The organism is Pseudomonas sp. NPDC089996 (assembly GCF_044748405.1).
In the GTDB taxonomy this organism is placed as follows: domain Bacteria; phylum Pseudomonadota; class Gammaproteobacteria; order Pseudomonadales; family Pseudomonadaceae; genus Aquipseudomonas.
The window spans coordinates 57,357-83,545 of record NZ_JBIVGA010000011.1; the positions used below are offsets into that span (position 1 = coordinate 57,357).

General features: G+C 62.9%; 23 protein-coding genes. 11 read left to right on the forward strand and 12 right to left on the reverse strand.

Translation table 11 applies throughout. The features are described 5' to 3' along the window. Positions 1–50 precede the first annotated feature (50 nt). The gene (locus ACIPW4_RS19400) at positions 51–1,598 is read right to left on the reverse strand and encodes an AmpG family muropeptide MFS transporter (RefSeq protein ID WP_400660655.1); all 1,548 of its coding nucleotides are present in this window, start codon (positions 1,596–1,598) and stop codon (positions 51–53) included. Positions 1,599–1,641: 43 nt separating this feature from the next. Next, on the reverse strand, positions 1,642–1,995 hold the full coding sequence (locus ACIPW4_RS19405) for an MGMT family protein (RefSeq protein WP_400660657.1): 354 nt from the start codon (positions 1,993–1,995) through the stop codon (positions 1,642–1,644). Between the two features lie 151 nt (positions 1,996–2,146). Here ACIPW4_RS19405 and ACIPW4_RS19410 point away from each other — a divergent pair, with 151 nt between their 5' ends. The 5 genes from ACIPW4_RS19410 to groL all read left to right on the forward strand — a co-directional run bounded on the left by ACIPW4_RS19410 (position 2,147) and on the right by groL (position 6,819). Next, on the forward strand, positions 2,147–3,157 hold the full coding sequence (locus ACIPW4_RS19410; protein WP_400660659.1) for a DUF481 domain-containing protein: 1,011 nt from the start codon (positions 2,147–2,149) through the stop codon (positions 3,155–3,157). Between the two features lie 162 nt (positions 3,158–3,319). After that, positions 3,320–4,051 (forward strand): HugZ family protein, encoded by a 732-nt coding sequence (locus ACIPW4_RS19415; RefSeq protein ID WP_400660661.1) that lies wholly within the window; start codon positions 3,320–3,322, stop codon positions 4,049–4,051. A 67-nt stretch (positions 4,052–4,118) separates the two neighbouring features. Further along, positions 4,119–4,580, forward strand: a complete 462-nt coding sequence (locus tag ACIPW4_RS19420) for an FxsA family protein (RefSeq protein WP_400660662.1) — start codon at positions 4,119–4,121, stop codon at positions 4,578–4,580. A gap of 253 nt (positions 4,581–4,833) precedes the next feature. After that, the gene (locus ACIPW4_RS19425) at positions 4,834–5,127 is read left to right on the forward strand and encodes a co-chaperone GroES (protein ID WP_009684394.1); all 294 of its coding nucleotides are present in this window, start codon (positions 4,834–4,836) and stop codon (positions 5,125–5,127) included. 48 nt (positions 5,128–5,175) lie between these two features. Next, positions 5,176–6,819: a chaperonin GroEL gene (groL, locus tag ACIPW4_RS19430; protein WP_400660664.1), complete on the forward strand. Its 1,644-nt coding sequence runs from the start codon at positions 5,176–5,178 to the stop codon at positions 6,817–6,819. 64 nt (positions 6,820–6,883) lie between these two features. Here groL and ACIPW4_RS19435 read toward each other — a convergent pair whose 3' ends face one another. After that, entirely contained in the window at positions 6,884–7,612 is a 729-nt protein-coding gene (locus ACIPW4_RS19435; RefSeq protein ID WP_400660666.1) for a phosphatase PAP2 family protein, read from the reverse strand. Between the two features lie 180 nt (positions 7,613–7,792). Between ACIPW4_RS19435 and colR the strand changes: the two genes are divergently transcribed. The 5 genes from colR (at position 7,793) to ACIPW4_RS19460 (ending at position 11,481) form a co-directional block, all read left to right on the forward strand. Next, the gene (gene colR / locus ACIPW4_RS19440) at positions 7,793–8,476 is read left to right on the forward strand and encodes a two-component system response regulator ColR (protein ID WP_102682693.1); all 684 of its coding nucleotides are present in this window, start codon (positions 7,793–7,795) and stop codon (positions 8,474–8,476) included. After that, complete coding sequence (locus tag ACIPW4_RS19445) at positions 8,466–9,767, forward strand: sensor histidine kinase (protein ID WP_400660667.1); 1,302 nt, start codon at positions 8,466–8,468, stop codon at positions 9,765–9,767. The genes colR and ACIPW4_RS19445 overlap by 11 nt, the downstream gene beginning before the upstream one ends. 107 nt (positions 9,768–9,874) lie before the next feature. Next, positions 9,875–10,555 (forward strand): class I SAM-dependent methyltransferase, encoded by a 681-nt coding sequence (locus ACIPW4_RS19450; protein ID WP_400660668.1) that lies wholly within the window; start codon positions 9,875–9,877, stop codon positions 10,553–10,555. A 6-nt stretch (positions 10,556–10,561) separates the two neighbouring features. Next, positions 10,562–11,263 carry a lipopolysaccharide kinase InaA family protein gene (locus tag ACIPW4_RS19455; RefSeq protein ID WP_400660670.1) on the forward strand — a complete coding sequence of 234 codons (702 nt, stop codon included), beginning with the start codon at positions 10,562–10,564 and terminating at the stop codon, positions 11,261–11,263. Then, on the forward strand, positions 11,260–11,481 hold the full coding sequence (locus ACIPW4_RS19460; RefSeq protein WP_400660671.1) for a hypothetical protein: 222 nt from the start codon (positions 11,260–11,262) through the stop codon (positions 11,479–11,481). The genes ACIPW4_RS19455 and ACIPW4_RS19460 overlap by 4 nt, the downstream gene beginning before the upstream one ends. Positions 11,482–11,708: 227 nt before the next feature. Here ACIPW4_RS19460 and ACIPW4_RS19465 read toward each other — a convergent pair whose 3' ends face one another. The 9 genes from ACIPW4_RS19465 to ACIPW4_RS19505 form a co-directional block, all read right to left on the reverse strand. Beyond that, a complete protein-coding gene (locus ACIPW4_RS19465) occupies positions 11,709–14,753 on the reverse strand; it encodes a multidrug efflux RND transporter permease subunit (RefSeq protein ID WP_400660673.1) in 3,045 nt (1,014 codons plus the stop codon). Positions 14,754–14,766: 13 nt separating this feature from the next. Beyond that, positions 14,767–15,915, reverse strand: a complete 1,149-nt coding sequence (locus ACIPW4_RS19470; RefSeq protein ID WP_400660675.1) for an efflux RND transporter periplasmic adaptor subunit — start codon at positions 15,913–15,915, stop codon at positions 14,767–14,769. Between the two features lie 206 nt (positions 15,916–16,121). Continuing rightward, positions 16,122–17,219: a DUF1513 domain-containing protein gene (locus ACIPW4_RS19475; protein WP_400660676.1), complete on the reverse strand. Its 1,098-nt coding sequence runs from the start codon at positions 17,217–17,219 to the stop codon at positions 16,122–16,124. 2 nt (positions 17,220–17,221) lie between these two features. Next, positions 17,222–18,286 (reverse strand): imelysin family protein, encoded by a 1,065-nt coding sequence (locus ACIPW4_RS19480; RefSeq protein ID WP_400660677.1) that lies wholly within the window; start codon positions 18,284–18,286, stop codon positions 17,222–17,224. 18 nt (positions 18,287–18,304) lie between these two features. Further along, positions 18,305–19,732 carry a di-heme oxidoredictase family protein gene (locus tag ACIPW4_RS19485; protein WP_400660678.1) on the reverse strand — a complete coding sequence of 476 codons (1,428 nt, stop codon included), beginning with the start codon at positions 19,730–19,732 and terminating at the stop codon, positions 18,305–18,307. 275 nt (positions 19,733–20,007) lie between these two features. Next, positions 20,008–21,345 carry an imelysin family protein gene (locus tag ACIPW4_RS19490; protein ID WP_400660680.1) on the reverse strand — a complete coding sequence of 446 codons (1,338 nt, stop codon included), beginning with the start codon at positions 21,343–21,345 and terminating at the stop codon, positions 20,008–20,010. 157 nt (positions 21,346–21,502) lie between these two features. Then, on the reverse strand, positions 21,503–23,554 hold the full coding sequence (locus ACIPW4_RS19495; RefSeq protein ID WP_400660682.1) for a putative bifunctional diguanylate cyclase/phosphodiesterase: 2,052 nt from the start codon (positions 23,552–23,554) through the stop codon (positions 21,503–21,505). A gap of 238 nt (positions 23,555–23,792) precedes the next feature. Continuing rightward, a complete protein-coding gene (locus ACIPW4_RS19500; RefSeq protein ID WP_013974076.1) occupies positions 23,793–24,389 on the reverse strand; it encodes a superoxide dismutase in 597 nt (198 codons plus the stop codon). Positions 24,390–24,580: 191 nt separating this feature from the next. Continuing rightward, positions 24,581–25,180, reverse strand: a complete 600-nt coding sequence (locus ACIPW4_RS19505) for a LysE/ArgO family amino acid transporter (RefSeq protein ID WP_400660683.1) — start codon at positions 25,178–25,180, stop codon at positions 24,581–24,583. A gap of 90 nt (positions 25,181–25,270) precedes the next feature. Between ACIPW4_RS19505 and ACIPW4_RS19510 the strand changes: the two genes are divergently transcribed. Further along, a complete protein-coding gene (locus tag ACIPW4_RS19510) occupies positions 25,271–26,161 on the forward strand; it encodes a LysR family transcriptional regulator ArgP (RefSeq protein WP_400660685.1) in 891 nt (296 codons plus the stop codon). The last annotated feature ends 28 nt before the right edge of the window (positions 26,162–26,189 follow it).

Consider the following 26,189-nt stretch of genomic DNA (forward strand, 5'->3'; position numbering starts at 1 on the left):
GCAGCCCTTTCGCGACGCAAGGCCGCTCCTACAAGGATCGCTCCAACCCTTCAGGGCTGTTCGGCCGCCGGGTTATCCACCGGCACCTGCTTTCCCCGGCCCGCCTCCTGGCGCCATTGCAGCGCAATCAGGATCAGGGTCGGCACGCCCAACAGCGCGGTAATCAGGAAGAAGTCGTGATACCCGAACTTCTCCACCATCACCCCCGAATACCCGCCGATCAGGCGTGGCAGCAACAGCATGATCGAGCTGAGCAGCGCATATTGCGTGGCCGAGAACTTCAGGTTGGTCAGGCTCGACAGGTAGGCGACGAAGGCTGAGGTGGCCAGGCCCGAGCTGAAGTTGTCCAGCGAAATGGTCACCACCAGCATCTCCAGGTCCGGCCCCATGTCGGCCAGCATCAGGAACAGGATGTTGGTGGCCGCCGAGGCGGCGCCGCCGATGAACAGGATCGGCAGAATGCCGAAACGCACGATCAGCAGGCCGCCAGCACCGGCACCGACCAGGGTCATGATCAGGCCGAAGACCTTGCTGACGCTGGCGATCTGGTCCTTGGTGAAGCCCATGTCGATGTAGAACACGTTGGCCATCACACCCATGACCGTGTCCGACATGCGGTAGGTGGCGATCAGGCCGAGCAGCAGCAGCGCCTGCCAGCGGTAACGGGCGATGAAGTCATGGACCGGTGTCAGCACCGGCGCCAAGCCCCGACGGCCCAGGCTCGACAGGCAGGCCCAGCTCAGCAGCACGTAGAGAATCAGGCGCAGGAAGGCACGGTCTTCAAGCAGCAGGTCGAGTGGTGTCGCATCGCCGGAAATCACGCTCGACCAGCCAGTGTTGAACATCTGGGTAAAGCTGGCCGGCACCGACACCAGCAGGATGATCAGCACGAACACCGAAGCCATCTGATGCATCAGGCCATAGCGCGCGGCCGACAGCTGGGTGCGCATTGGTACCGGTGGCTCACGCATCACCAGGGTGGTGAACAGGGCCGGCAGCATCATCACGCCGAACAGCACGTAGGTCCCGGCCCAGGCCTTGTGCAGGTAGCTGAAGCCGGTGGAACCGAACCATTCGGCGAAAAACAGTGCGCCTGCGGTCGCGAGCAAGGCGGCGACCCGGTAGCCGGCCATGTAGCTGGCGGCGAGGGCCGCCTGGCGCTGGTCGTCGGCAATCTCCAGGCGGTAGGCATCGACGGCGATGTCTTGGGTGGCGGAAGCGAAGGCCACCAGTACTGCCAGGGCGATCAGCCAGGAAAGATGTTGCTGTGGGTCGCACAGGCTCATGCCGACCAGGCCGATCACCACCAGCGCTTGCGACAGCAACAACCACGAACGCCGACGCCCCAGGCCGCCAAGCAGCGGCAGGCGCCATTGGTCGAGCAGTGGCGACCAGACCCATTTGAAGGCATAGGCCAGGCCGATCAGGCTGGCATAGCCAATGGTCTCACGGGCCACACCCGCTTCGCGCAGCCACACTGACAGGGTCGAGAACACCAGCATGTAGGGCAGGCCGGCGGCGAAGCCGAGCAGCAGAAGTACCAAGGTTGACGGGCTGGCATAGGCAGCGAGCGCAGCGCGCCAGGTTTTACGGGGCATGGGCCAACATCTGCCTCAAATTTGCGAAAACAAAGCGCGCACTCTAACCGCTGTGCTCCATCGGGCGCCAGCCATGGCGTGTCATATCCACACGATTATTGGTTACATTCACACCTTCTGCGCGCAGCCTGGCGCGCTGTTCATCGCCCGAAGGCGTGCCCTGTGCCAGGCTCAGGCGCCCGCCTGCGCCAAGTACCCGGTGCCAGGGCAGTCGGGTATCGGCTGGCAACTGCCCCAGGGTGCGCCCGACCCATCGGGCTGCACGCCCGAGGCCTGCCAGTTCGGCAAGCTGGCCATAGCTGACGACCTTGCCTTCAGGCACCTGGCCAAGCACCGAATAGAGGGCCGTTCGTCGGGCTTCGGGTGAATCCTGAGTGTGCTCATATCCCTCAGACATCAAGGCAGCCCTGGCCTGGGATGAAACCGGACGAGTGGTCGCGGTAAATGAGAGTTGAACTCAACGGCATGCACTGGGTCAGTCCTTGCTCTGATCGTCGGTATCTGGATAATGCCCGGCTTTTTCGTCAAATCGAACCTGTAGTCCGCTTATGTATTCTAGATCGTTGCTGTGCCTGTTGACCGCTTCGCTGTTTGCCGCACCGGCATTCGCCGACACCGTGTGGATGAAGAACGGAGACCGCCTGAGCGGTAAGATCCGTGTGTTCGACGGTGGCAAGTTGCTGCTGGAGACCCCGTATGGCGGCTCGATCTCGCTGGACTGGAAGCAGGTGCAGACGCTTGAAAGCGACCAGAAACTGCTGGTCAAGCAGGACGCCTACACCGGCGAGGTGGCCAAGTCGCTCAAGGCAGCCGAGCCGGGCAAGGTGACGCTGGCCAACGGTGATGCGCCAAAAACAGTCGACTTGGCTAGCGTCCAGCAGATCATGAAGCCCAAGCCGCTGGTGGAAGATTTTGTCTGGAAGGGCAACGTCGACGTGGCTCTTGATTACAAGCGAGCTGAAAACGATACCGATGATTACGATATCGGCTTCAAGACCACGGCCCGCCATGGCCGCTGGCGGCACAATGCCGAAGGCGAATACAACCGCGAAACCAAGGACGACGTCACCACCACCGACAACTGGAGCGCCGAATATGCGCTCGACCGCTTCATCACCGAGAAGTGGTTCTGGCAGGGGCGCATGGAGTACAAACGCGACCACATCGAAGACCTGGCCCGCCAGCGCACGGTCGGTACCGGCCCTGGTTACCAGTTCTGGGATGACGAACTGGGCGCGTTCTCGCTGGGCTCGCTGATCAACCGTACCGATTTCGAATACCAGGACGGTGCCAAGGACAACTTCTATTCGGCAGCGGTGAAGTGGGACTACACCCGCTACCTGATCGGCAAGAACGTTCAGCTGTTCACCAACGGCGAATTCGCCAAGCCTCTGGGCGGTGTCGCCGACTACTCGCTGGATGCCGAAGTGGGGCTGCGCTACAAGGTCACCGAATGGGCCTCGCTCAACCTCAAGGCGGAGAAGGACATCATTACCGGCACGCGTGAGAGTGATCTGGACAAGACCCGCTATACCGCAGGCTTCGGCGTAACCTGGTAAAGCGCCGGGGGCGCGTTGCGCCCCTTTCGCGACACAAGGCTCCCACCGTTGATCGGCGTGCGCCTCGTGTCGCGATAGGGCTGCAAGTCAGCCCCATTGGCACTGGATGTGATAATGCTTATCTTGTCACTCATCCAGTCCGCCGCCAGGAGCCGCCCTCAAGTGAGTACCAACGCCATCCGCCCCGCCCGGGAACTGCTGCTCAAGGAATACCGCGGCGTGCTCTCGACCCATTCCAAATCCATGCCGGGCTTCCCCTTCGGGTCGGTGGTGCCGTACTGCCTGGATGCCGAGGGCAGGCCGCTGATCCTCATCAGCCGCATCGCCCAGCATACCCACAACCTGCTCAAGGACCCCAAGTGCTCGCTGCTGGTGGGCGAGCGTGAAGCTGAAGACGTGCAGGCCGTAGGCCGCCTGACGGTGATGGCCGAGGCGCACAAGCTGGTCGACGAGACGGCCATCGAGGCGGCGGCCGAGCGCTACTACCGCTACTTCCCGGATGCCGGCAACTACCACAAGGCTCACGATTTCGACTTCTGGGTCCTGCAGCCGGTACGCCATCGCTACATCGGCGGTTTTGGTGCCATCCACTGGCTCGATCAGGTGACCCTGGCCAATCCGTTCGCCGGCAAGGCCGAGGCAAGCATGATCGAGCACATGAACAGCGACCACGCCAATGCCATCGCCCACTACGTCGAGCTGAGCGAGTTACCGCGCAGCGCACCGGCGCAGATGGTCGGCATCGACAGCGAAGGCATGCACCTGCGCATTGGTCAGGGTATCCACTGGCTGGCGTTTCCTACCCCTTGCAATACGCCGACACAAGTCCGCGAAGCCTTGGTTTTGCTGGCGCGCGCCGACCAATGGCCAGCTGCGACTGAAGTCGAGGCTTGAAATCCCGAGCGCACGCATCCATTTGTAGGTCTTACAGGAAGGATTTCTTCCGACGAGGAATGCTTTGATGCGTGCTTTTCTATTGCTGTTTCTGTTGTTCCCGGTGCTGGAGCTGTTCGTATTCGTCAAGGTCAGCGGCGCCATCGGTTTCTTTCCGGCGCTGCTGCTGATCATCGCCGGCTCCGCCTTGGGTGTGCTGGTGATGCGCGTGGCCGGCCTCGCCACCGCCCTGCGTGCCCGTGAAAGCCTGCAGCGTGGCGAACTGCCCGCCGAGGACATGTTCCAGGGCCTGATGCTGGCCGTGGGTGGTGGTTTGCTGCTGCTGCCGGGCTTCATCAGCGACGTGCTGGGCGTGCTGTGCCTGCTGCCGTTCACCCGCCACCTGGCCGCCCGCAAGATGCGCGAGCGTGCTGAAGCCCAGGCCATGCGCCAGCGTGCGTTCCAGGACAGCCCGTTCCAGGCGCAACCGCGCAACGGCGGCCATCGCCCTGACGTGATCGAAGGCGAGTACGAGCGCCGCGATAAATAGTCAATTCCTTCACCCTCGGGGCCGCACAAGCGGCCCCGGTGTTTTTTCAGCTTGCTGAAAAATTTTCCACAGCAAGCCTTGTAATTGAATATGGCGGCCTCATGTATGTGGTCACCGCAAGGTTTCTGGTGGCAACACCAGTCATGACACAGGTGGTTCGCCCTTTGCGGGCCACCCCCGGCAACGCCGGACCGCATCAACCCGCCGGTGTCGATACCGGCCGATGAAAACCACAATTTGGGAGAGATCGACAATGAAGCTTCGTCCTCTGCATGACCGCGTAGTCATCCGTCGCAGCGAAGAAGAATCGAAAACCGCTGGCGGTATCGTCCTGCCGGGTTCGGCCGCTGAAAAACCAAACCGCGGCGAAGTCGTTGCTGTTGGCACCGGTCGCGTTCTGGAAAACGGCGAAGTACGTGCGCTGGCCGTAAAGGTCGGTGACAAAGTGGTTTTCGGCCCTTACTCGGGCAGCAACACCGTGAAAGTCGATGGCGAAGACCTGCTGGTCATGGCCGAGAATGAAATCCTCGCCGTTATCGAAGGCTGATTTCCCCGACTTCCCGTTACTCCAAAGAATTCCAAGGATTAAACGATCATGGCTGCTAAAGACGTAAAATTCGGCGATTCCGCCCGTAAGAAAATGCTGGTTGGTGTCAACGTTCTGGCTGACGCGGTAAAAGCGACCCTCGGCCCGAAAGGCCGTAACGTAGTGCTGGCCAAGAGCTTCGGCGCACCGACCATCACCAAGGACGGCGTTTCCGTCGCCAAAGAAATCGAGCTGAAAGACGCCTTCGAGAACATGGGCGCCCAACTGGTCAAGGAAGTGGCTTCCAAGGCCAACGACGCTGCCGGTGACGGCACCACCACCGCTACCGTTCTGGCTCAGGCCATCGTCAACGAAGGCCTGAAAGCCGTCGCTGCCGGCATGAACCCAATGGACCTGAAGCGCGGCATCGACAAGGCCACTGCCGCCGTTGTCGCCGAGCTGAAGAACCTGTCCAAGCCATGCGCCGACTCCAAGGCCATCGCCCAGGTAGGTACCATTTCTGCCAACTCCGACAACTCCATCGGTGAAATCATCGCCGAAGCCATGGAAAAAGTCGGCAAGGAAGGCGTGATCACCGTTGAAGAAGGCTCGGGCCTGGAAAACGAACTGTCTGTCGTTGAAGGCATGCAGTTCGACCGCGGCTACCTGTCGCCGTACTTCGTCAACAAGCCGGACACCATGGTTGCCGAGCTGGAAGGCCCGCTGCTGCTGCTGGTCGACAAGAAGATCTCCAACATCCGTGAGCTGCTGCCAGTTCTGGAAGCCGTTGCCAAAGCCGGCCGTCCGCTGCTGATCGTTGCCGAAGACGTCGAAGGCGAAGCCCTGGCGACCCTGGTGGTCAACAACATGCGCGGCATCGTCAAAGTTGCTGCGGTCAAGGCTCCGGGCTTCGGCGACCGTCGCAAGGCCATGCTGCAGGACATCGCCGTCCTGACCGGCGGCCAGGTCATCTCCGAAGAAATCGGCCTGACCCTGGAAACCACCACCCTGGAGCATCTGGGTAACGCCAAGCGCGTCATCCTGTCCAAGGAAAACACCACCATCATCGACGGTGCTGGCGTTGACGCCGACATCGAAGCACGCGTCAAGCAGATCCGTGCCCAGATCGAAGAAACCTCTTCGGACTACGACCGTGAGAAGCTGCAAGAGCGTCTGGCCAAGCTGGCTGGCGGTGTTGCCGTGATCAAGGTTGGTGCTGGCACCGAAGTTGAAATGAAAGAGAAGAAAGCCCGCGTTGAAGACGCCCTGCACGCTACCCGTGCTGCCGTCGAAGAAGGCGTGGTGCCTGGCGGTGGTGTGGCCCTGGTTCGCGCCCTGGCTGCCATTGTCGACCTCAAGGGCGACAACGAAGACCAGAACGTCGGTATCGCCCTGCTGCGTCGCGCTGTAGAAGCACCGCTGCGCCAGATCACCGCCAACGCCGGCGACGAGCCAAGCGTTGTTGCTGACAAGGTCAAGCAAGGTTCGGGCAACTACGGCTACAACGCCGCTACCGGCGAATACGGCGACATGATCGAGATGGGCATCCTCGACCCGGCCAAGGTCACCCGTTCGGCTCTGCAAGCCGCAGCTTCGATCGGCGGTCTGATGATCACCACCGAAGCCATGATTGCTGATGCCCCGAGCGAAGCTCCAGCTGGCGGCGGCATGCCAGACATGGGCGGCATGGGTGGCATGGGTGGGATGATGTAAGCCAGCCTTACCCCTGTATCAGGAAGAAGCCCCGCCTAGTGCGGGGCTTCTTCGTTTTCCGCTTTCAGGCAACGCGACGCTGGACGGCTGGCACTTCGGCCATGCCCTTGCGATACAGCACCAGGTAATACGACCCCAGGCCGATCAGCCAGCAGAACACTGCCGTCCATACGTTATGCGACAGGAAGTGCGCACCCTGCAGCATCCGCCCCAGCCCCAGTGTCGAGCCGGCCACCAGGGCCACCACGAACGCCACCCGCGCCAGCTTTGGCCGGCGGTCACGGAGCATGAAGAACAGGCCGAACAGGCAGAATCCGGTGGCCGCATGCCCCCCTGGCCAGCACAGCCCCGGCTTGTCGGTCGCAGGTCGGTGTTCCAGCAGCTTGCTGTAGGTTTCCTTGCCGCCGAACTGGGTCAGGCTCCACGGGCATTGCACCTGGGTCACCTTCTTCAACGGCGTGACGAAGGCCGTCGACAGCCCCAATGCCAAGACCAGGCAACCCAACTCGCGGCGCCAGCCGAACAATTTCCGGCAAAGGAAGCTGAGGGCGAACATCACCAGGGAAACCAGCCCGAGCAGGATCACGCCTTGCTTGACCCGGTCATGCATGACCGTTTCCAGCAGGTAGCTGTGACGACCGATGAACTGCCCGGCAGCGGGGTCGAAGAACAGGTTGGCGATATCCATGTCGACCGAGGTCAGTTCCAGCAGAAACAGGGCCACGGCAACCGCCAGTGGTATCCCCAGGTAAAGCCACAGATTGATCGGACGCGGACGAATGCGATGTTGCATGACGACTCCAGGGGGTAAAAAGACCGGGCATTGTCGTGCGCCCGCTATCCTCTGTCCGTGAAGGATCAGTGAAAAAACCGTCAAGTTCGCTGAATTCGCGCCGGGGCTGGCACAGTACCGGCGATGGCCTTAAGCTGCGCCTGCCGCGCACCCTAGCGAAGCGCCGCACAGGAGAACCCGATGCGTATTCTTTTGGTTGAAGACAACCGCGATATTCTTGCCAACCTTGCCGATTACCTGGGCATGAAGGGCTACACCGTCGACTGCGCCCAGGATGGCCTCTCAGGCCTGCACCTGGCTGCCACCGAGCACTACGACCTGATCGTGCTCGACATCATGCTGCCCGGTATCGACGGTTATACCCTGTGCAAGCGCCTGCGCGAGGATGCCCGCCGTGATACCCCGGTGATCATGCTGACGGCCCGCGACCAGCTGGACGATCGCCTGCAGGGCTTCCGCTCCGGTGCCGATGACTACTTGCTCAAACCCTTTGCCCTGTCCGAGCTGGCCGCACGCATCGAAGCAGTGCTGCGCCGGGCCCAGGGCGGCGGACGGCGCACCCTGCAGGTTGCGGACCTGAGCTACGACCTCGATACCCTCGAAGTGACCCGCCAGGGCCGCCTGCTCAAGCTCAACCCCGTCGGCCTCAAGCTGCTTGCCGTACTGATGCAGAAGAGCCCGCATGTGCTGCGCCGCGAGGTGCTGGAAGAGGCCCTGTGGGGCGATGACTGCCCTGACAGCGACAGCCTGCGCAGCCATGTGCATCAGTTGCGCCAGGTGATCGACAAACCGTTCGAAAGGCCCCTGTTGCATACCGTGCATGGCGTTGGCTATCGCCTCGCCGAGGGCCGCGATGGAGTTTAAGCAAAGCCTTGCCCAGCGCATCATCATCGCCTTTGCGTTGATGAGCGCGCTGGTGGCCGGCGCCTTCGCCTTCGGTATCGTCGCCACCGTGCACCTGGTCGAGGAGCGCCTGATCTCGTCGGTGCTCGGCGGTGATCTGCAGCGCCTGCTGCGCATGGACAGCGTCAGTGACTGGAGCCATCGACCACGGCCAGACCAGCTGTTCTATTTCAGTGGCGGGCGCGATGATTTCGAGCTGCCCAAGGACCTGCGCCACCTCGATGTCGGCTTTCATGAGGTGTTTCGCGACCAGCTGTCCTACCACGCGATGGTCGAGATCGTCGATGGTCGCCGTTATGTACTGCTGCAGGACCAGAGCGATTTCGAAGAGCGCGAGCGCGTGCTGTTTGCCGTGGTGGTGGTGGGTTTCGTGCTCAGCCTGGTGCTGGCGGTGGTGCTTGGCTGGCTGTTGGCGCGCCGGGTGATGGCACCGGTCATCCGCCTGGCGCAACAGGTTCGCCATCGTGACCAGCTGCTTGGCCTGGCGCCGCCGCTGGCACCGGACTACGCGGCCGACGAAGTCGGTCAGCTGGCAGTAGCGTTCGACGATACCCTGGGCCGGCTGCGCAATGCACTGAACCGCGAGCGCTTGTTCACCAGTGATGTCAGCCATGAGCTGCGGACCCCGCTGATGGTGCTGGCCACCTCGTGCGAACTGCTGATGGAAAACCGCAATCTGGATACGCGCTCGCGCAGCCAGGTGGAACGCATCGCCCGTGCCACGGAAGAGATGCGAGAGCTGGTCAAGACCTTCCTGATGCTCGCCCGCGCTCAACGTGACCAGGGGGCGGTGGCGTCCCAGGCAAACTTGCGCGAAGTCGCCGACGACCTGATCGGCGTGTGGCGCGACACCATCGAGCAGAAGGGGCTGACGCTCTACTACGATGGCCAGGTCAGTGCAGGTCCGCTGCTGTACAACGCCACGTTCCTGCAATCGGTAATGGGCAACTTGCTGCGCAACGCCGCCCATTACACCGATAGCGGTTACATTCGCCTCAGCCTGCAGGCCAACGGCTTCAGTGTCGAGGACAGCGGCGTGGGGATCCCGGAGGAGCAGCGCGAAGCGATGTTCCAGCCCTTCGTGCGCGGCGAGGAGCGGCGTGGTGAAGGCCTCGGGCTGGGTCTGTCGCTGGTGCAGCGGATCTGTGATGATCAGGGCTGGCGAGTGAAGCTGACCTCGACGGCACCTCATGGCTGCCGCTTCCAGGTCGACCTGAGCCGAAGCGCGGAAAAGACCGATCCATCACAGTAATACGGTGAAACATTCCTACAGCGTGATTACATTATTTTCACATTGGCATGACCTGTTTCCAACGGATGGTTACCTAAGGTAAGCGCATTGGAGCCAGGAGACCGCCGATGCGCAGCCCGATCAAACTCGAATTTTCCGAGAAGTATGACCAGCAACATGCCAAGGAGTACTTCCTCAAGCACCAGGATGGACTGGCGCGCCGTCTGTCGCACAAGCGTGACGAACAGCTGGCCCGTCGTGCCCTGGCGCTGGCAGGGGAACCGGGCCTGGTTCTTGACCTGCCCTGCGGCGCGGGCCGTTTCTGGCCCCTGCTGGCGGAAAAGCCGAACCGGGTGATCATCGGCGCCGACAACTCCGAGGCGATGATCCAGACGGCCTGTGCGGCACAACCGCCAGCGGTGGTGGCGCGGGTACGTCCTTTGCAGACATCGGCATTCGCGATCGACTTGCCGGATAATTCGGTCGACAGCATCTTTTGCATGCGGTTGTTCCACCACATTGGCGAGGCGGCTCACCGCAAGACCATTCTTGACGAGTTTCAAAGGGTTAGCCGTGACAGCGTAATCCTGTCATTGTGGGTGGACGGCAACTTCAAGGCCTGGCGCCGGCAAAAGCTCGAGCGCAAGCGCAGTGCCAAGGCCGAGCAGGGCAGTTATCAGAACCGTTTCGTGTTACCGGCAGAAACGGTTGAAGCAGAATTCAAGGCCGCCGGCTTCAGAATCCAGGAGCACCTCGACTTCCTGCCGTTCTATGCCATGTGGCGGGTCTATGTATTGCGTAAGGGGTAGTGTTTGATGGCTGTAGCCCAAAATGGGGAGTCGCAGTTCGATTATTACTGGCGCCAGCAGGGCGAATGGGTCGAGGAACCCAACCAGCGGCGCGGCGGCGAAAGTGGCGTACAACGACTGAGCGATGGCAACGGCAAGGTGCTGTATGCCAAACGTCAGGTCGGCCATATCTATCGCAGCCTGTTGCACCCATTCGGCAGGCCGACCGTGTTGCGTGAACTCGATGCCCTGAACAGCTGCGAGCAGCTGGGGGTGCGCGTGCCGCGCATCGTGTTTGCGGGTGCCGTGCGCGATACCGAACACCAATGGCGCGCGCTGCTGGTCAGCGAGGCGCTGGACGGTTTCATCGAGCTTGATACATGGCATGCCGAAGGTGCGCGCGAGCGCTACCCTCAAGTCGTGCATGAGCGGATGCTCAAGGACCTGGCGGACAACCTGGCGCGCATGCACCTGGGCCACTGGCAGCATGGCTGCCTTTACGGCAAGCACGTCTTTATCAAGGTCATCGGCGAGGGTGAGCAGGCCCGCGTCGAGGTAGCACTTCTGGATCTGGAAAAGTGCCGACGCCGCATCAGCTGTCAGCGGGCTGCGGGTAACGACCTGCGCCAGCTGCGCCGCCACTCGTCGCTAAATGACACGGAATGGCAAACCCTGCTCTATTTTTACCAGATGGCGTTTGGCAGCGCTGTCAAAGGGTTAGGGCAATGAAACTAGAAATCGCTCGAGCTTTGTTCCTGGTGGCAGGGCTGGCTGTGACCACGGCGGCGGTGGCTGCCTGGGAAGAGCCGCAGCTTGTGGTGTTCAGCAAGGCGGACCAGTGCGCGGTGCCGCATGAGGTCAAGGCCCCACAGAGCCAGGCTCAGCCAGACCATGATCTGTTGCTGTTCCTGTTCGGCTTGCGCCAGGGGCTTCGGCCATTTGGCTGATACAGCTTGAGCAAAACCAGGGCCTCGCAATCGCGAGGCCTTTGTTTTTGTCTCCAAGGCACACGCTGGCCCTTGTAGGAGCGGCCTTGTGTCGCGAATGGGCTGCGAAGCAGCCCCGGCAATCTGTGATATGGCCAAGATCCCAGGGCCGCTACGCGCCCCTTTCGCGACACAAGGCCGCTACGCGCCCCTTTCGCGACACAAGGCCGCTCCCACAGGAGGCGCGATCAGGCTGTTACCGGCTGCTTGGCCTCAGACTTGTGTGCCAGCAAGGTGTAGATACAAGGCAGCACAAAGAGGGTAAACAAAGTCCCGATCGACATACCGGTGGCAATGACCGTACCGATGTCAAAACGGCTGACCGCACCGGCCCCGGTGGCCAGGATCAGCGGCACCATGCCGAATACCATCGCCGCCGTGGTCATCAGTACCGGCCGCAGGCGAATGGCGGCCGCTTGCTCGATGGCTTCGCGCACGCTAAGGCCCTTTTCCTCTCGCAACTGGTTGGCGAACTCGACGATCAGGATGCCGTGCTTGCTGATCAGGCCGATCAGCGTCACCAGTCCCACCTGGGTATAGATGTTCATGCTGGAAATGCCCAGGAACAGCGGTAGCAACGCGCCACAGATCGATAGCGGCACGGTCACCAGAATCACCAGCGGGTCGCGGAAGCTCTCGAACTGTGCGGCCAGCACCAGGAAGATGATCGCCAGTGCCAGGCCGAACGTTACCCACAGTGCGCTGCCTTCCTGCACATACTGCCGCGCTGTACCGGCATAGTCGAATGAGAAGCCTTCGGGCGCCTCCTCTCGGGCGATGTCGCGTACCGTCTGCAACGCATCGCCGATGCTGACCATCGGTACCCCCTGAATGATTGCCGAGTTCAATTGCTGGAACTGGTTGAGCTGGCGGGGGCGGGCGCGGTCGCTGAGCGTGATCAGTGTCGACAGGGGCAGCAGTTGCCCTTGCTCGTTCTTCACGTAGTAGTTGTTCAGCCAGCCAGCGTTGTCCCGGTAAGTGCGCTCGACCTGGGCAATCACCTTGTAGCTGCGCCCCTCCAGGGTGAAACGGTTGATTTCCCCTTCGCCCAGCAGGGTGGCCAGGGTTGCGCCCAGCGCATCCATGGAGACGCCCATCTGCGCCGCCTTGGCCCGATCTATGTCCACCACCACCTCGGGTTTGTCAAAGGCCAGGTCGATATCGAGGAAGGCGAACTTGCCCGACTCCTGGGCCCGCTGCTTGACTCGCTGGGCGACTTCCAGCAGGGCAGGGTAATCACCAGCCGTGTTGATCACGAACTGGAACGGCAGGCCCTCGCCGGTGCCCGGCAGTGACGGCAGGTTGAAACCGAAGATCTGCAGCCCGCCGATCTGCTCGAGCTTGGCTTGTACCAGCGGCAGCAGCTCCATCTGCGTGCGCTCGCGCTCGTTCCAGGGCTTGAGCAGGAAACCGCCGATACCGCTCTGCACGCCGTTGAAGCCGTTGATCTGGAATGACGAGTAGTACTCGGGGAAGCCCTTGAACAGCGGCGTGAACTGGTCGGTGTAGGCGTTCAGGTAGTCAAGGTTAGCCGGCTGCGGCGAACTGCTCATCATGAAGATCACGCCCTGATCCTCGTTGGGCGCCAGCTCGTTCTGGGTAAACTTCAGCAGGACCGGGATCAGGCACAGAATGATCACCGCGAACACCAGCACCACCGGACGGCTGTCGAGCGTGGCATGCAGCAGGCGCTGGTAGCGCACCTTGAGGCCTTCGAACAACACGTCCAGCCGATGGGCCAGCCCGCTGCTGTTCTGCTCCTGGCGCAGCAGCAGGGCGCACATCATGGGTGACAGGGTCAGGGCGACGATGCCGGAGATGACCACTGCGCCAGCCAGGGTCAGGGCGAACTCCTTGAACAGTGCGCCGGTGAGCCCGGTAAGAAAGCCGATGGGGGCGTAAACCGCCGCCAGGGTGATGGTCATCGACACCACCGGCATGGCAATTTCCCGCGCGCCTTCCAGGGCGGCGTCGAAGGGCGATTTGCCTTCCTCCATGTGCCGGTGAATGTTCTCTACCACCACGATGGCATCGTCCACCACCAGGCCGATGGCCAGCACCATCGCCAGCAGCGTCAACAGGTTCAGCGAATAGCCCATCATCTGCATGAAGAACAGCACGCCGATCATCGACAGCGGAATGGTCACCACCGGGATCAGCACCGAGCGCAGCGCGCCGAGGAACAGGAATACCACCACGATGACGATCAGCACGGCTTCGCCGAGGGTCTTGATCACTTCGTCGATGGAGGCCTGGATGAACAGCGTGGCGTCGTAGGCGATCGATACCTTCAGCGCCGAGGGCAGCTGACTTTCCAGCTCCGGCATGATGCGCCGCACTTCCTTGATCACCTCCAGCGGGTTGGCCGCCGGGGTGGCCTTGATGCCGATGTAGACCGACGGCGTGCCATCGAACGAGCTGACCGTGTCGTAGTTTTCCGCGCCCATCTCGACGCGTGCCACATCGCCCAGCAGTACCCGGCTGTCACCGGACACCTTGAGCGGCAGCGCGGCGAAGGCTTCGGCCGATTTCAGCTCGGTGCTGGCGTTGATGCTGGTAACCACGTATTCGCCCTTCACCTCACCGGCGGCGGAGAGGAAGTTGTAGCGGCGCACGGCACTCGTCACGTCGGTGGCCGAAAGGCCGAAGCCGGCCAGTTTCACCGGGTCGATCCAGATACGCATGGCGAACACCTGGTTGCCGAGGATTTCCGCCTCGGCCATGCCCGGTAGCGTCGCCAGCTTGGGCTGGATCACCCGCGACAGGTAGTCGGTGATCTGCGGGTTGCTCATTTCCTTGCTGTAGAAACTGATGTACATCAGGGCCGAGGCGTCGGCGGCTTCCTTGCTCAGCACCGGGTCTTCGGCGTCCTGAGGCAGCTGGTTGCGCACCTCGTTGGCCTTGGCCAGCAATTCGGTGAACAGGCGGTCGCTGTCGGCGCCGATGCGGGCGTAGATGGAAATCACCGAGAAGTTCTGCCGGCTGACCGAGGTCATGTAGTCGATCCCTTCGGCACTGGCCAGGCTCTGTTGCAGCGGCTGGGTGATGTAGCCCTGGATGGTCTCGGCGTTGGCCCCGGGGTAGGCGGTGGTCACCGTGATCAGGGCGTTCTCCATTCGCGGGTACTGGCGGATCTGCAACGTGTTCCAGGCCTGGAAGCCGAGCAACAGGATCAGCAGGCTGACCACGCTGGCCAGTACCGGGCGGCGGATGAACGGGTCGGTGAACGCCATGCCTGCCTCCAGCTCAGTCGGTGCGCGGGGCGCCCTGTTCGGGCTTGAGCGCGCTGTCCTGGCCGATGCTGATGGCCGCACCGGGGGTCAGCTTGAGCTGCCCGCCGGTGACCACCTGCTCCCCGGCCTTGAGGCCCTTGCTGACCACCACCACGCCATCGCGGCGCTCGCCGGTCTGTACCGTGCGTTGTTCGGCGGTGAGCTGCGGCTGGCCCTTGTCGTCGTTTTCCAGGTTGCCGTCCTTGTCCTTTTTCGGCGTGGCGACGTACACCGAGTTGCCGTACAGGGTGTAGGTGATGGCGCTTTCCGGGACGACTACCTGCGGCTGCGGGTCGGGCAACAGGATCAGCAGGTTGGCGAACATGCCGGGCAGCAGCTTGTCGTCCGGGTTGGCCAGGGTCGCGCGCACCAGCAGGTTGCGCGTGTTCTCGTCGACCTTGGGGTTGATCGCGCTGAGGCTGGCCGGGAAGGTCTGGCCGGGGTAGGCAGCCACCTGCACCAGCACCTGCTGGCCCAGGCTGAGGTGTGGCAAGGCCTGTTCCGGGACGTTGAAGTCGACGTACAGGCTGGACAGGTCCTGCAGCGTGGCGATCACCGTGCCGGCGGCCAGGTACTGACCGATGTCCACCTGGCGGATGCCAATGGTGCCACTGAACGGTGCGTTGATGCTTTTCTTGATCTTCTGCGCCTTGAGCTGCTCGACCACTGCCTGATTGCGCCGGTACTGGGACGACAGGCGATCGAACTCGCCGCGGGAGATGGCGGCATCACCGACCAGCTGGCTGCCGCGGCCGAAATCGACCTTGGCCAGCCCCAGGTCGGCCTGGGCGGTGCCGAGCAGGGCGGTTTCCTGGTCATCGTTGAGCTGCAGCAGCGGTTGCCCGGCTTTGACCTTCTGCCCGGAGTCGAAGTACAGGGCCTTGACGATGCCTTCCACTTCCAGGCTCAGCTCGACGCCCTGCAAGGCTTTCAGGCTGCCTACGGCAGGCAGGCGCTCCTGCCACTGGCGCTGTTCGGCCGAGGCAGCGGCAACGGTGATGGGTGGCCTGGGCGCGGAGAACATCTGGATCTGTTGGTAGATCGAGAAGCCCTTGTAGCCCCCCAGGGCCAGCACGATCAGCAGAACGACGGCCAACATGATGAGCATGCGGCGGCGTAGCATAAGTCCGGTTCCTTGGATGTGTGGTTGTTATTCGTTTTGACACGACAACGGGCGATCCTGCCCACGTGCGGATGGGGGAAGTATTGCAGATAGGGAGCGGATTGCCTGCACTGGCCTCTTCGCGGGCATGCCCGCTCCCACAGGGTCACTGTAATTCCAAGGATCGTGGGATCCTTGTGGGAGCGGGCGTGCCCGCGAAAGGGCCCTCAGACCAGATGCAAGTGGTTGTCCCAGAACCCGGAAGGCAACTCCATCGGTTCCCCGATCAGCTCGGCCTTGCGGCAATCGTAGAAGCGGCAACGGCCTTGCCCGGAAGTGACCACGAAACCATCCTTGACCGCACCGACCCCGGCGCAATCGGGCATCGGTGCGTCGAGCTTCACCGCACCGCTGTCCAGGTCCCAGACGAACAGGCGGTTGGCCCGTGGCGCGGTCAGCGCCACCAGGCGCAGGTCGCTGTGGATGGCGACGCTGGCGGTGTATTGGGCCATCGATTGCAGCTGGCGCTCCGGCACCGGGAAGGCCTTGAACGGCTCGCCCGGGCGCTTGATCGCCAGCAGCTCGGCAGTTTCGTCGGCATCCCCCATGAACTGCTGGCAGGCAGCGATGGTGCCGTCGTCGCCCACCGCCAGGTGGCGCACGCTGTTCATCTGCTGGGCCAGGGTTTCCTTGCTCAGCAGGGTGCCGTCGCGCTGCATCAGCACCAGGCTCGGCTCCATGGCATTCAAGTTCATCTCGACCCGGCTCTCGGCCTCGGTACGAATACCGCCGTTAGCCACGATCAGGGTTTCGCCGTCCGGCAGCCAAGCCACTTCGTGGGGGCCAATGCCGTGGGTCGGGATCTCGCCCGTGTGCACCAGGCGCTCACCCTCGAAGCGGTATACGCCAAGCACGCCACGCCCTGGGTCGGTGGTGTCGTTCTCGGTGGCATACAGCCATTCGCCACCTTTGTGGATCACCGCATGGCCATAGAAGTGCCGGTTCGGTTGCGAGGTGACGGTCTGCAGCAGACGCCCGTCGCGCAGGTCGACCAGGTAGCTTTCGGTACCGGGGCGGCGGGCGACGAACAGGGCGATCGGCAGTTCGGGATGATCGATGATGGCATGGCAACGCTGGGCGACCTGGGTGCTGAACACCTGGGTGCCGTCCAGGCGGAACCCGACCGCATAGTGCTTGCCGTCGCCATCGTCACGCGCCGACAGCAGCAAGGGTTCGCTGCCTTTGTTGCGAAACAGGCTCCAGCCGCCCAGGGTCAGGGCGCTGAGCAATACGCTACCGAGTTTGAGGGCCTGGCGTCGCAGCATGATCAGTCACCGTCGTTGGCATTGAAGCCCAGCTGGATGTTCAACGCCTTGGCCAGCTCGCCTTCGTGCAGGCGGTGGACGACGTTGAGGCTGTCGTAGATCTGGTTGAGCGTCTGCTGGCCAGCGTCATCGGCGAGCAGTTCGCCCAGGGTCTTCTGGTTGTCGGCCAGCAGTTTGAGCGAGGTAGCGTAGGCGTCGTCGATCTTCTGTGCCAGGGCTTTCTGATCGCTGGGCAGCAGCCCGCGCAGGCCCTGGTTGTCGACACCGACCCATACGGCCTGGGCGGCCTTGAGGGTGGCTTCGATGCTCTTGATCGACGCGTGGCTGCGCCAGGCTTCGGCCTGCAGCGGCTGCGGGATGCCCTTGCTCTGGCGGCCCATGGGGGCGCCGAGCTTCTTCTTCAGGGTGTCCAGGGCGGTGACCTGGGAACGCAGCAGGTCGGCGATCGCTTCATGCGAATCGGCGTAGCGCTGGTTAGGGAACTTGGTCATCTGCGAGAGCATGCCGTCGGTGCTGTTCCAGCCCTTGAGGATTTCTTCGGCCAGGGCCTTCTGGTGCTCGCCGATGGCAACCAGCAGCGGGCAGTAGCGGGCCTTCTGCTCGGCGGTGGCGATGTCCGGCTTGCTGTCGAAGAGGATGTATTCATAGGCCGACAGGCCGCGCACCACGACACTGGATTTGCCCAGGCTGGCGGCATCGACCGGCTTGTCGCCGTTGACCAGCTGTTCGACCTGACGGCCGACCAGGTTCTTCTTGTCAGGCCAGAACTGTACCTGCCAGGCACGGTTGCCTTCGGCCAGCGGGCCGACCAGCAACGGCTGCAGCTCGGCCCAGGCCTTTTGCGCATTGAGGAAGTCGGCGCGGGCGGTGTCCAGGCTCTCCTTGCCTTCACAGTAGGCCAGGGCGCTGGCGGCCAGCTGGCGGTCGGCTTCGACCCAGCGGCTGTAGGTCGGCAGGATCACCTGCTTGGCGATGGCGGCGGAGGTCACCGCCTGTGGGTCCTGCGGCGAGCAGGCACCCAGGGCGAGTGCGGCGAGGCTGGTGAACAACAGTTTGGGTCGGAACATGCCCGGCTCCTTGCGCGTTTAAAGTGAGTTCAGGAAGGCCAGCAACGCGGCGCGCTGCTCGGCATTGAAGGTCAATACATGGTCGCGCGCCGGCTGGGCTTCGCCGCCGTGCCAGAGCACGGCTTCGAGCAGGTTGCGGGCACGGCCGTCGTGCAGGTACTGGGTGTGGCCGCTGACCGCTTCGGTCAGGCCGATGCCCCACAGCGGCGGGGTACGCCAGTCCTGGCCGTTGGCAGCGAATTCGGTGCGCTCGTCGGCCAGGCCCGGGCCCATGTCATGCAGCAGCAGGTCGCTGTAGGGGCGGATCACCTGGTTGGCCAGCTCCGCTTCCACGTTATTGGCGGCGGTGGTGAACTGCGGAACATGGCAGGCCTGGCAGCCGGCCTGGAAAAACAGGTTCTTGCCGGCCAGCACCTGCGGCGCGCCGACATCGCGACGCGCAGGCACGCCGAGGTTGCGGGTGTAGAAGGTGACCAGGCGCAGGATGTTGTCGCTGACTTCTTTCTCGTCGCCTTCGCCGTCGCCATTGAGCGCGGCCAGGCAGTCGAGCTGGGCCGGGCTGCAGTCGTCCTTTGGTTGCAGGGTGCTGGTCAGGCCCATGTCACCGTTGAAGGCGTGCACATTCTGCTGATTGACGTTGGGCTGCCCGGCCTTCCAGCCGAAGCGGCCGATGACGGTCTTGCCCTGGGCGTCGTCCCAGACTCGATTGGCGCGGCCACGAATGCCGTCATGGTTGCGGTCGTCCGGGTCTTCGTTGGCCAGGAGGTCGGCCTCGGGGATGGCTTCGAGCAGGCCCAGGCCGATCATCGGCGGGGCCACGCGGGCCGAGAAGCGCGTGTCGGGATGCATCGGGCCGTAGCCCAGTTGGGTGATCTGCAGGGTCGGGCGACGCAGCTCCACCGGGTGGCCATCCTTGAAGGTGACGGTCTGGGTGGTGTAGCTCACTCGCACCTTGCCTTCCGGCGCCACGCCCGGGATGGCCATGTCCTGCAGCTGGGTGCCGTAGGCCGGTTCGGGGACCACGCCCAGGCGCTCGATCTCTTTGGCCAGGTAAGGCTGATCGGGGATCGACAGGCGCACCAGCATGCCCACGGCATTGCTGTCGCCGGGCTCTGGCGGGTGCCCACGGCCGTCGCGCACATGGCAGTTCTGACAGGCCGTGGTGTTGAACAACGGGCCCAGGCCGTCACGCGCAGTGGTCGTGGACGGGGCGATCACCCAAGGGCTGCGGAAAAAACTGTTGCCCACGGCAAAGTCCAGGCGGCGTTCGGCCGACAGGTTGGCCGAGGGCAGGGAAAACGCCTTGCGGTCGTCGCGCTGCACCGTCGCCTGGCCGCCAGACAGCGCTTCGCCGGGCTCGGCCTGGGTGAAACGCGGGGCGTCGTCACAGGCGGCAAGGGCGAGGGCCAGCAGCAGAGGGGAGAGTCGGGACAGCGACGAGGACATGCAAAATCCTGGGCGTGGACGAAAAACCGGCGTGCAAGCTTAGCAGGCCAGCCCTGTTTGAATAAGAGCAATTTGCAATTACCCGGGTGAAAAGAATGTTAAATGCCAGCATCTTCATGAAGTTCACCGGCCCCTTCGCGGGTGAACCCACTCCCACAGCGACCGCACAAGGCCAGAGCCTGTGGAGATCCTGTGGGAGCGGGGTTACCCGCGAAAGGGCCGGCACAGAAAAAAGGCGACCCGAAGGCCGCCTCTGTTCAAACCAGAACAGCTGATCAGAACTCGTGATCGGCGGTGTCCGGGTTCAGGTTGGAAATACCCAGCTTGCCAGCAGCCTGCTCGATCGAGCCGGTCTGCTTGACCAGCGAGGCGATGGCATCGCGTACGATCTGGTTGCCGGCAGCGTTGTCGGCGGCGATCAGCTGGTCGTAGTGCTCGCCCTTGAGCGCGTGGTCGACCATCACCTGGATCTTCGCTTCGGTGGCTTCGAGGTCGGCCTTGAGGGTGGTGTCGGCTGCCGGGTCGGCCTTGGCCACCAGCGAGGACAGGCTCGGGCCGGTCATCTTGGTGCCATCGACACGGGTGTACTCGCCCAGGTAGACGTTGCGGATGCCCTTGGCGTCGTAGAAGTGCGAGTAGTGGGTGTTGTCGCTGAAGCAGTCCTGCTCATCTTCTGGCGAGTTGGCTTCCAGCGAGACCTTCATGCGCTCACCGGCCAGTTCGCCCAGCGACAGGCTGCCCATGCCGAACAGCATCTTGCGCAGGCCATCGTTCACCGGCTCGGCTTCCAGCTTGGCGCGGTAGTTGTCGGCGACGTTCGGTGCCCAGTTGCCGACCATTTCTTCAAGGTCCTTGACCAGCAGTTCGGTGACCGCCTTCAGGTACGCACGGCGACGATCGTTGTGGCCACCGGTGGCGCCTTGGCCTTCCAGGTAGTCGGACGCCGGGCGGGCGCCAGCGCCTGGACCGGTGCCGTTGAGGTCCTGGCCCCAGAGCAGGAATTCGATGGCGTGGTAGCCAGTGGCGACGTTGGCTTCGGAACCTGCCAGTTCGTTCAGGCTGGCCAGCTTGTCAGCGGTGATGTCCTTGACGTCGACCTTTTCTTCGCCCACCTGGATCTCGGTGTTGGCAATGATGTTGGCGCTGGCCGCCGGGTTGCCCAGGGCGTGCTCGTAGCTCTTGTCGACGTAGTCGATCAGGCCTTCGTCCAGCGGCCAGGCGTTCACCTGGCCTTCCCAGTCGTCGATGATGGTGTTGCCGAAGCGGAACGCCTCGCTTTGCAGGTAAGGAACGCGCGCGGCGGCCCAGGCCTCTTTGGCAGCCTTCAGGGTTTCGTCGTTGGGCTTGGCGAGGAACGCGTCGACGGCGGTCTGCAGGGTCTTGGCAGTGCTCAGCGAATCGCTGTACACGGCGTAGACCATTTCGGCGTAATGCTTGACCACGGCTTTGCCGGCCGCTTCGTCGACAGCCCCGGGCGCCGCTACGGTGGTGCTGGCAGCAGCAGGTGCCTGAGCTTGCGGAGCGGCTGCCTTGTCATCCTTGCCTTCGCCGCAACCGGCGAGAGCGATGGCGATGGCCAGCAGACTGGCGGAGGCCAGAGGCATTCGAATCATTATTGGTTTTCCTGCGTCGTGTGGTTGGACCAAGGGGTTAGGCCGTGCGCCGTGGCACGCGAAACCGCAACATCATGCGAAAGATTTGCATTTGCTGTAAAGGGGCGGGCGCGCAATTCATGCAAATGCGCGTAATGGCCTGTAATCACGAGGTGCGTTACAGCGCCGAGACCTGATTGCGCTGCGCCTGCTTGAGGAAGCTGGTCAGCTCGCGCGCCGACAGCGGCTTGCTGTAGTGGTAACCCTGACCCTCATGGCAACCCTGGGCGATGATGTAGGCCTCCTGCTCGGCGCTTTCCACGCCTTCGGCGATCACCTGCATCCCCAGGCTCTTGCCCAGCTGGATGATCGCGCGAACGATGGTGGCGTCGTCATCGTCGTCGAGCAGGTCCTGGACGAAGCTCTTGTCGATCTTGATCTTGTCCAGCGGCAGCGACTTCAGGTAGCTGAGCGACGAATAACCGGTGCCGAAGTCGTCGATGGCGATCATCGCCCCGGAACGGCGCAGGCTCAGCAGGTGCTGGGCAGCGGTGCTGATGTCTTCCATCAGGCCGGTTTCGGTCACCTCCAGCTCCAGGCTGCGCGGTGGCAGGCGGTAGGCCTGCAGCAGGTTGTTGACCACCCGCGGCAACTCGTTGTGGTGCAGCTGCACGGTGGACAGGTTGACCGCCATGCGCAGTTCGCTGAAGCCCATGTCATGCCATTCGCGCAGTTGCCGGCAGGCCTGGTCGAGCACCCACTCGCCGATGCCGATGATGCTGCCGTTCTGCTCGGCCAGCGGGATGAACTGGTCGGGCGGGACCATGCCCAGCTCCGGGTGCTGCCAGCGCAACAGGGCCTCGACGCCGACTACGCGGTGGTCGCGGTAGCTGATCTGAGGCTGGTAGACCAGGTACAGCTGGTTGCGCGGCAGGGCTTCGCGCAGGTCCTTTTCCAGCTCGCGGCGGCGGCGCATTTCACTGTCGACGCTGGCGATGTAGAACTGGTAGCGGTTGCGTGAGCGGGCCTTGGCCAGGGTCATGGTCTGTTCGGCCTTTTGCAGCAGCTTCTCGGTGCTGTCGCCGTCTTCGGGGAACAGGGTGATGCCGATGGTGGCGCGCAGGCGTATCTGCTGGTGGTCGAGGCCGAACGGCTGTTCCAGGTCGTCGAGGATGCTCTGGGCCAGCTCCGCTGCCTCGTAAGGTTGCTCGATATTGGCCTGGACCAAGGCGAACTGGTCGCCACCCAGGCGTGCCAGGGCACCCAGGCGGCCACTGTGGGCGCGCAGACGGTCGGCCAGGGCCAGCAGCAGCTGGTCGCCGGTCTGGTAGCTGAACTGTTCGTTGATGCCCTTGAAGTCGTCCAACCCTACGCACAGCACGGCGACGCGATGCTGCAGGCGGCCGGCATCGGCAAGAATCTTGTCGAGCTGCTCCTGCAGTTGCTGGCGGTTGGGCAGGCCGGTGAGGAAGTCATACTGGGCCATGCGCTGCAGGCTGTTCTCGGCTTCGTGGCGCAGGTGGGTGTTGCGCTCGATCGAGGCCAGCAACTGGTTGGCGGTATTGACCCAGATGCCCAGCTCGTTCTTCTCATGGCCCTTGAGCAGCGGGATCTGATGCTGACTGGGGCGGTCCGGGTTGATCTGGGTGAGGTGCTCGATGATCTTCGACAGCGGCTTGGTCAGCAACCAGTGGTAGACCAGGTACAGCACCAGGCCCATGGCCAGGGCGCGCAGCACGCCGGAGATGAAGATGATCACCGCGTTGATCAGAAAGTCTTCGCCGTAGGAGGAAGTATCGAGGGTGATGCTCAGGTCGCCGTAGTACTCGCTGTATGGGCCGCGGCCGACCAGTTGGGTGGTGTAGGTGCGTTCCTGGCCGAGGATCAGGTCGGTCAGCCAGCGCATCGACATGTCCTGCAGCGGGCGGGATTTTTCCGCCAGCATGGTTTCGTTGGGGTGGCCGATCGACGCCATGCGCACCGATTCGTCCTGGAACAGGCCTTCCATCACCTGCATGCCCATCTCCCGGTCAAGGCTGTATACCGCCTGGGTGGAGGGGTCACGGAACATGTCCAGAATGCGTTGAGCGTCGTTGTTGACGGCCTGGCGGGTCTTGTAGGTGTCGTAGACGATCTGCGCGCAACTGAGTACGACGCCGACCGCCAGCGCCGATAGAAGCACGACCCTGAGCAACTTGACCGATAAGCTGTTCCGCAATTCCAGCTTCAATGGGGTTTCCTTAATCCATGCGCATGGCATCATTTTGCCATTAACGTTGGCAATACACTATCGGCCGACCTTGGGTAGTGTATCGGTTGCCCGACCCTGCAACTTGAGTGCGCGCTTTCAAACTTCCAGAGGTTTGATGTTAGCGCGCTATGCGCGCTGAGCAAGACCCTGCGGGGAAAACTGTCGGGCACAAAAAAGCCCGGCGCAGGGCCGGGCTTTTCGTTCAGGGCTGAATGAATCAGGCCTTGAAGGTCTTGCCTTCGAACTGTTCGGCAACGAAGGCCCAGTTGACCAGGTTCCAGAACGCCTCGACGTACTTCGGACGCAGGTTGCGGTAGTCGATGTAGTAGGCGTGTTCCCAGACGTCGCAGGTCAGCAGCGGGGTGTCGCCGCTGGTCAGCGGGCAGCCGGCACCGATGGTGCTGGCCAGGGCCAGGGAACCGTCGGCTTTTTTCACCAGCCAGCCCCAACCGGAACCGAAGGTGCCGACGGAAGTCTTGGTGAACTCTTCCTTGAACTTGTCGAAGGAACCGAAAGCGGCGTTGATGGCATCAGCCAGGGCGCCGGTCGGCTGGCCACCAGCGTTTGGCGCCAGGCAGTTCCAGTAGAAGGTGTGGTTCCAGACTTGAGCGGCGTTGTTGAAGATACCGCCGGAAGAAGACTTGACGATCTCTTCCAGGGTCTTGCCTTCGAATTCGGTGCCTGGGACCAGGTTGTTCAGGTTCACGACATAGGTGTTGTGGTGCTTGTCGTGGTGATACTCCAGGGTTTCCTTGGAGATGTGCGGCTGCAGGGCATCGTGGGCGTACGGCAGCGGCGGCAATTCAAAAGCCATGGTGGATCTCCTGATTCAGGTCTGTTTGCGGTTTGCGCAAGGCCGATCACGGGCGGCCCGATGTACGTCGGCGAGTTTGTACTCTTTGCGACGCAAGGGCTGGATCATAGCACCGGGCCCGGCGCATAACCACGCAACAAAGATAGGGAATAGAGGTTCCAGAGCGGTTGGCGGCTGCCGACCGGCGGCCTTCAATTGAAGATCAGTTGCGCCGCCACAGCGAACATCATGACCGCCACCATCAGGTCCAGCATGCGCCAGGTGGCCGGCCGTGCCAGCCACGGTGCCAGCCAGGCAGCACCGATCGCCAGGGTTGAGAACCACAGCAGCGAAGCGCTGGCGGCGCCGGCCACATAGGCGCCAGGCGCCGTCTGCTGGGCCCCCAGAGAACCAATCAGCAATACGGTGTCGAGATAAACGTGCGGGTTGAGCAGTGTAACCGCCAACGCACTCAGCAACACCGCCCGGCGCGAGCGCATACCCTGGCCTTCCTGATGCTGCAGGCTTTGCTTGGAAAAGGCACTGCGCAGGGCCTTGGCGCCATACCAGATGAGAAACACCGCTCCCCCCCAGCGGGCAATGGCCAGCAGCGTCGGGTTGTGCGCCAGCACCGTGGCCAGCCCGAACACCCCGGCTGCCACCAGCAGGGCATCGCAGACGATGCACAGCGCCGCCACCGGCAAGTGGTGCTCACGGCGCAGGCTCTGGGCGAGAACGAAGGCGTTTTGTGCGCCGATGGCCATGATCAGGCCGAAGGCCACCAGCATGCCGTTGAGATAGCTTTGCCACATGGCGATTACTCCATAGAAGATGCTGGATATTGTGGCGAGTGAAACTGTATAAGAAAAACAAATAGCGCTGATCCGTCATTAGGAAAATCGATGTTCGACTACAAATTGCTGGCTGCCCTCGCGGCGGTGATCGAACAAGGTGGTTTCGAGCGCGCCGCGCAGGTGCTGGGGCTCTCGCAGTCGGCCATCTCGCAGCGCATCAAGCTGCTCGAAGCGCGGGTCGGTCAGCCAGTGCTGGTACGTGCCACGCCGCCGAGCCCGACCGAGGTCGGCCGCCAGTTGCTCAACCATGTGCAGCAGGTGCGCCTGCTCGAGCGCGACCTGCAGCGCCAGGTGCCGGCACTGGATGAGGAAGGCATGCCTGAGCGGCTGCGCATCGCCCTTAATGCCGACAGCCTGGCAACCTGGTGGGCCGGCGCGGTGGGGGCATTCTGCGCCGAGCATCAGTTGCTCACCGACTTGGTGGTGGAAGACCAGGAGGTCGGCCTCAAACGCATGCGCGCCGGTGAAGTGGCAGCCTGCCTGTGTGGCAGTGAGCGGCCGGTGGCTGGCGCACGCAGCCTGCCGTTGGGGGCCATGCGCTACAGGGCGCTGGCCAGCCCAGGGTTCATGGCGCGCTATTTTCCACAGGGGTTCCAGGCGCAGCGCCTGGCCCGCACGCCAGCCATCGTCTACGGGCCGGATGATTTCCTGCAGCACCGCTACCTGGCTTCACTGGGAATTGAGGATGGTTTCCTGCACCACCTGTGCCCTTCGTCCGAAGGCTTTCTGCGCATGACCGAGGCAGGCCTGGGTTGGGGCCTGGTGCCCGAATTGCAGGCCCGTGAGCAGTTGGCGAACGGCCAGTTGGTGGAAATCTGCAGCGATACTCCCATCGATGTGCCGTTGTACTGGCATCATTGGCGCAACGGCGGGCACCTGCTCGCGCAACTGACCGAACATTTGCGGCACACGGCACGGCACTGGCTGGTGCCCTTGTAGCGGCAGCTGGCGTCTGTTGCATCTGAAA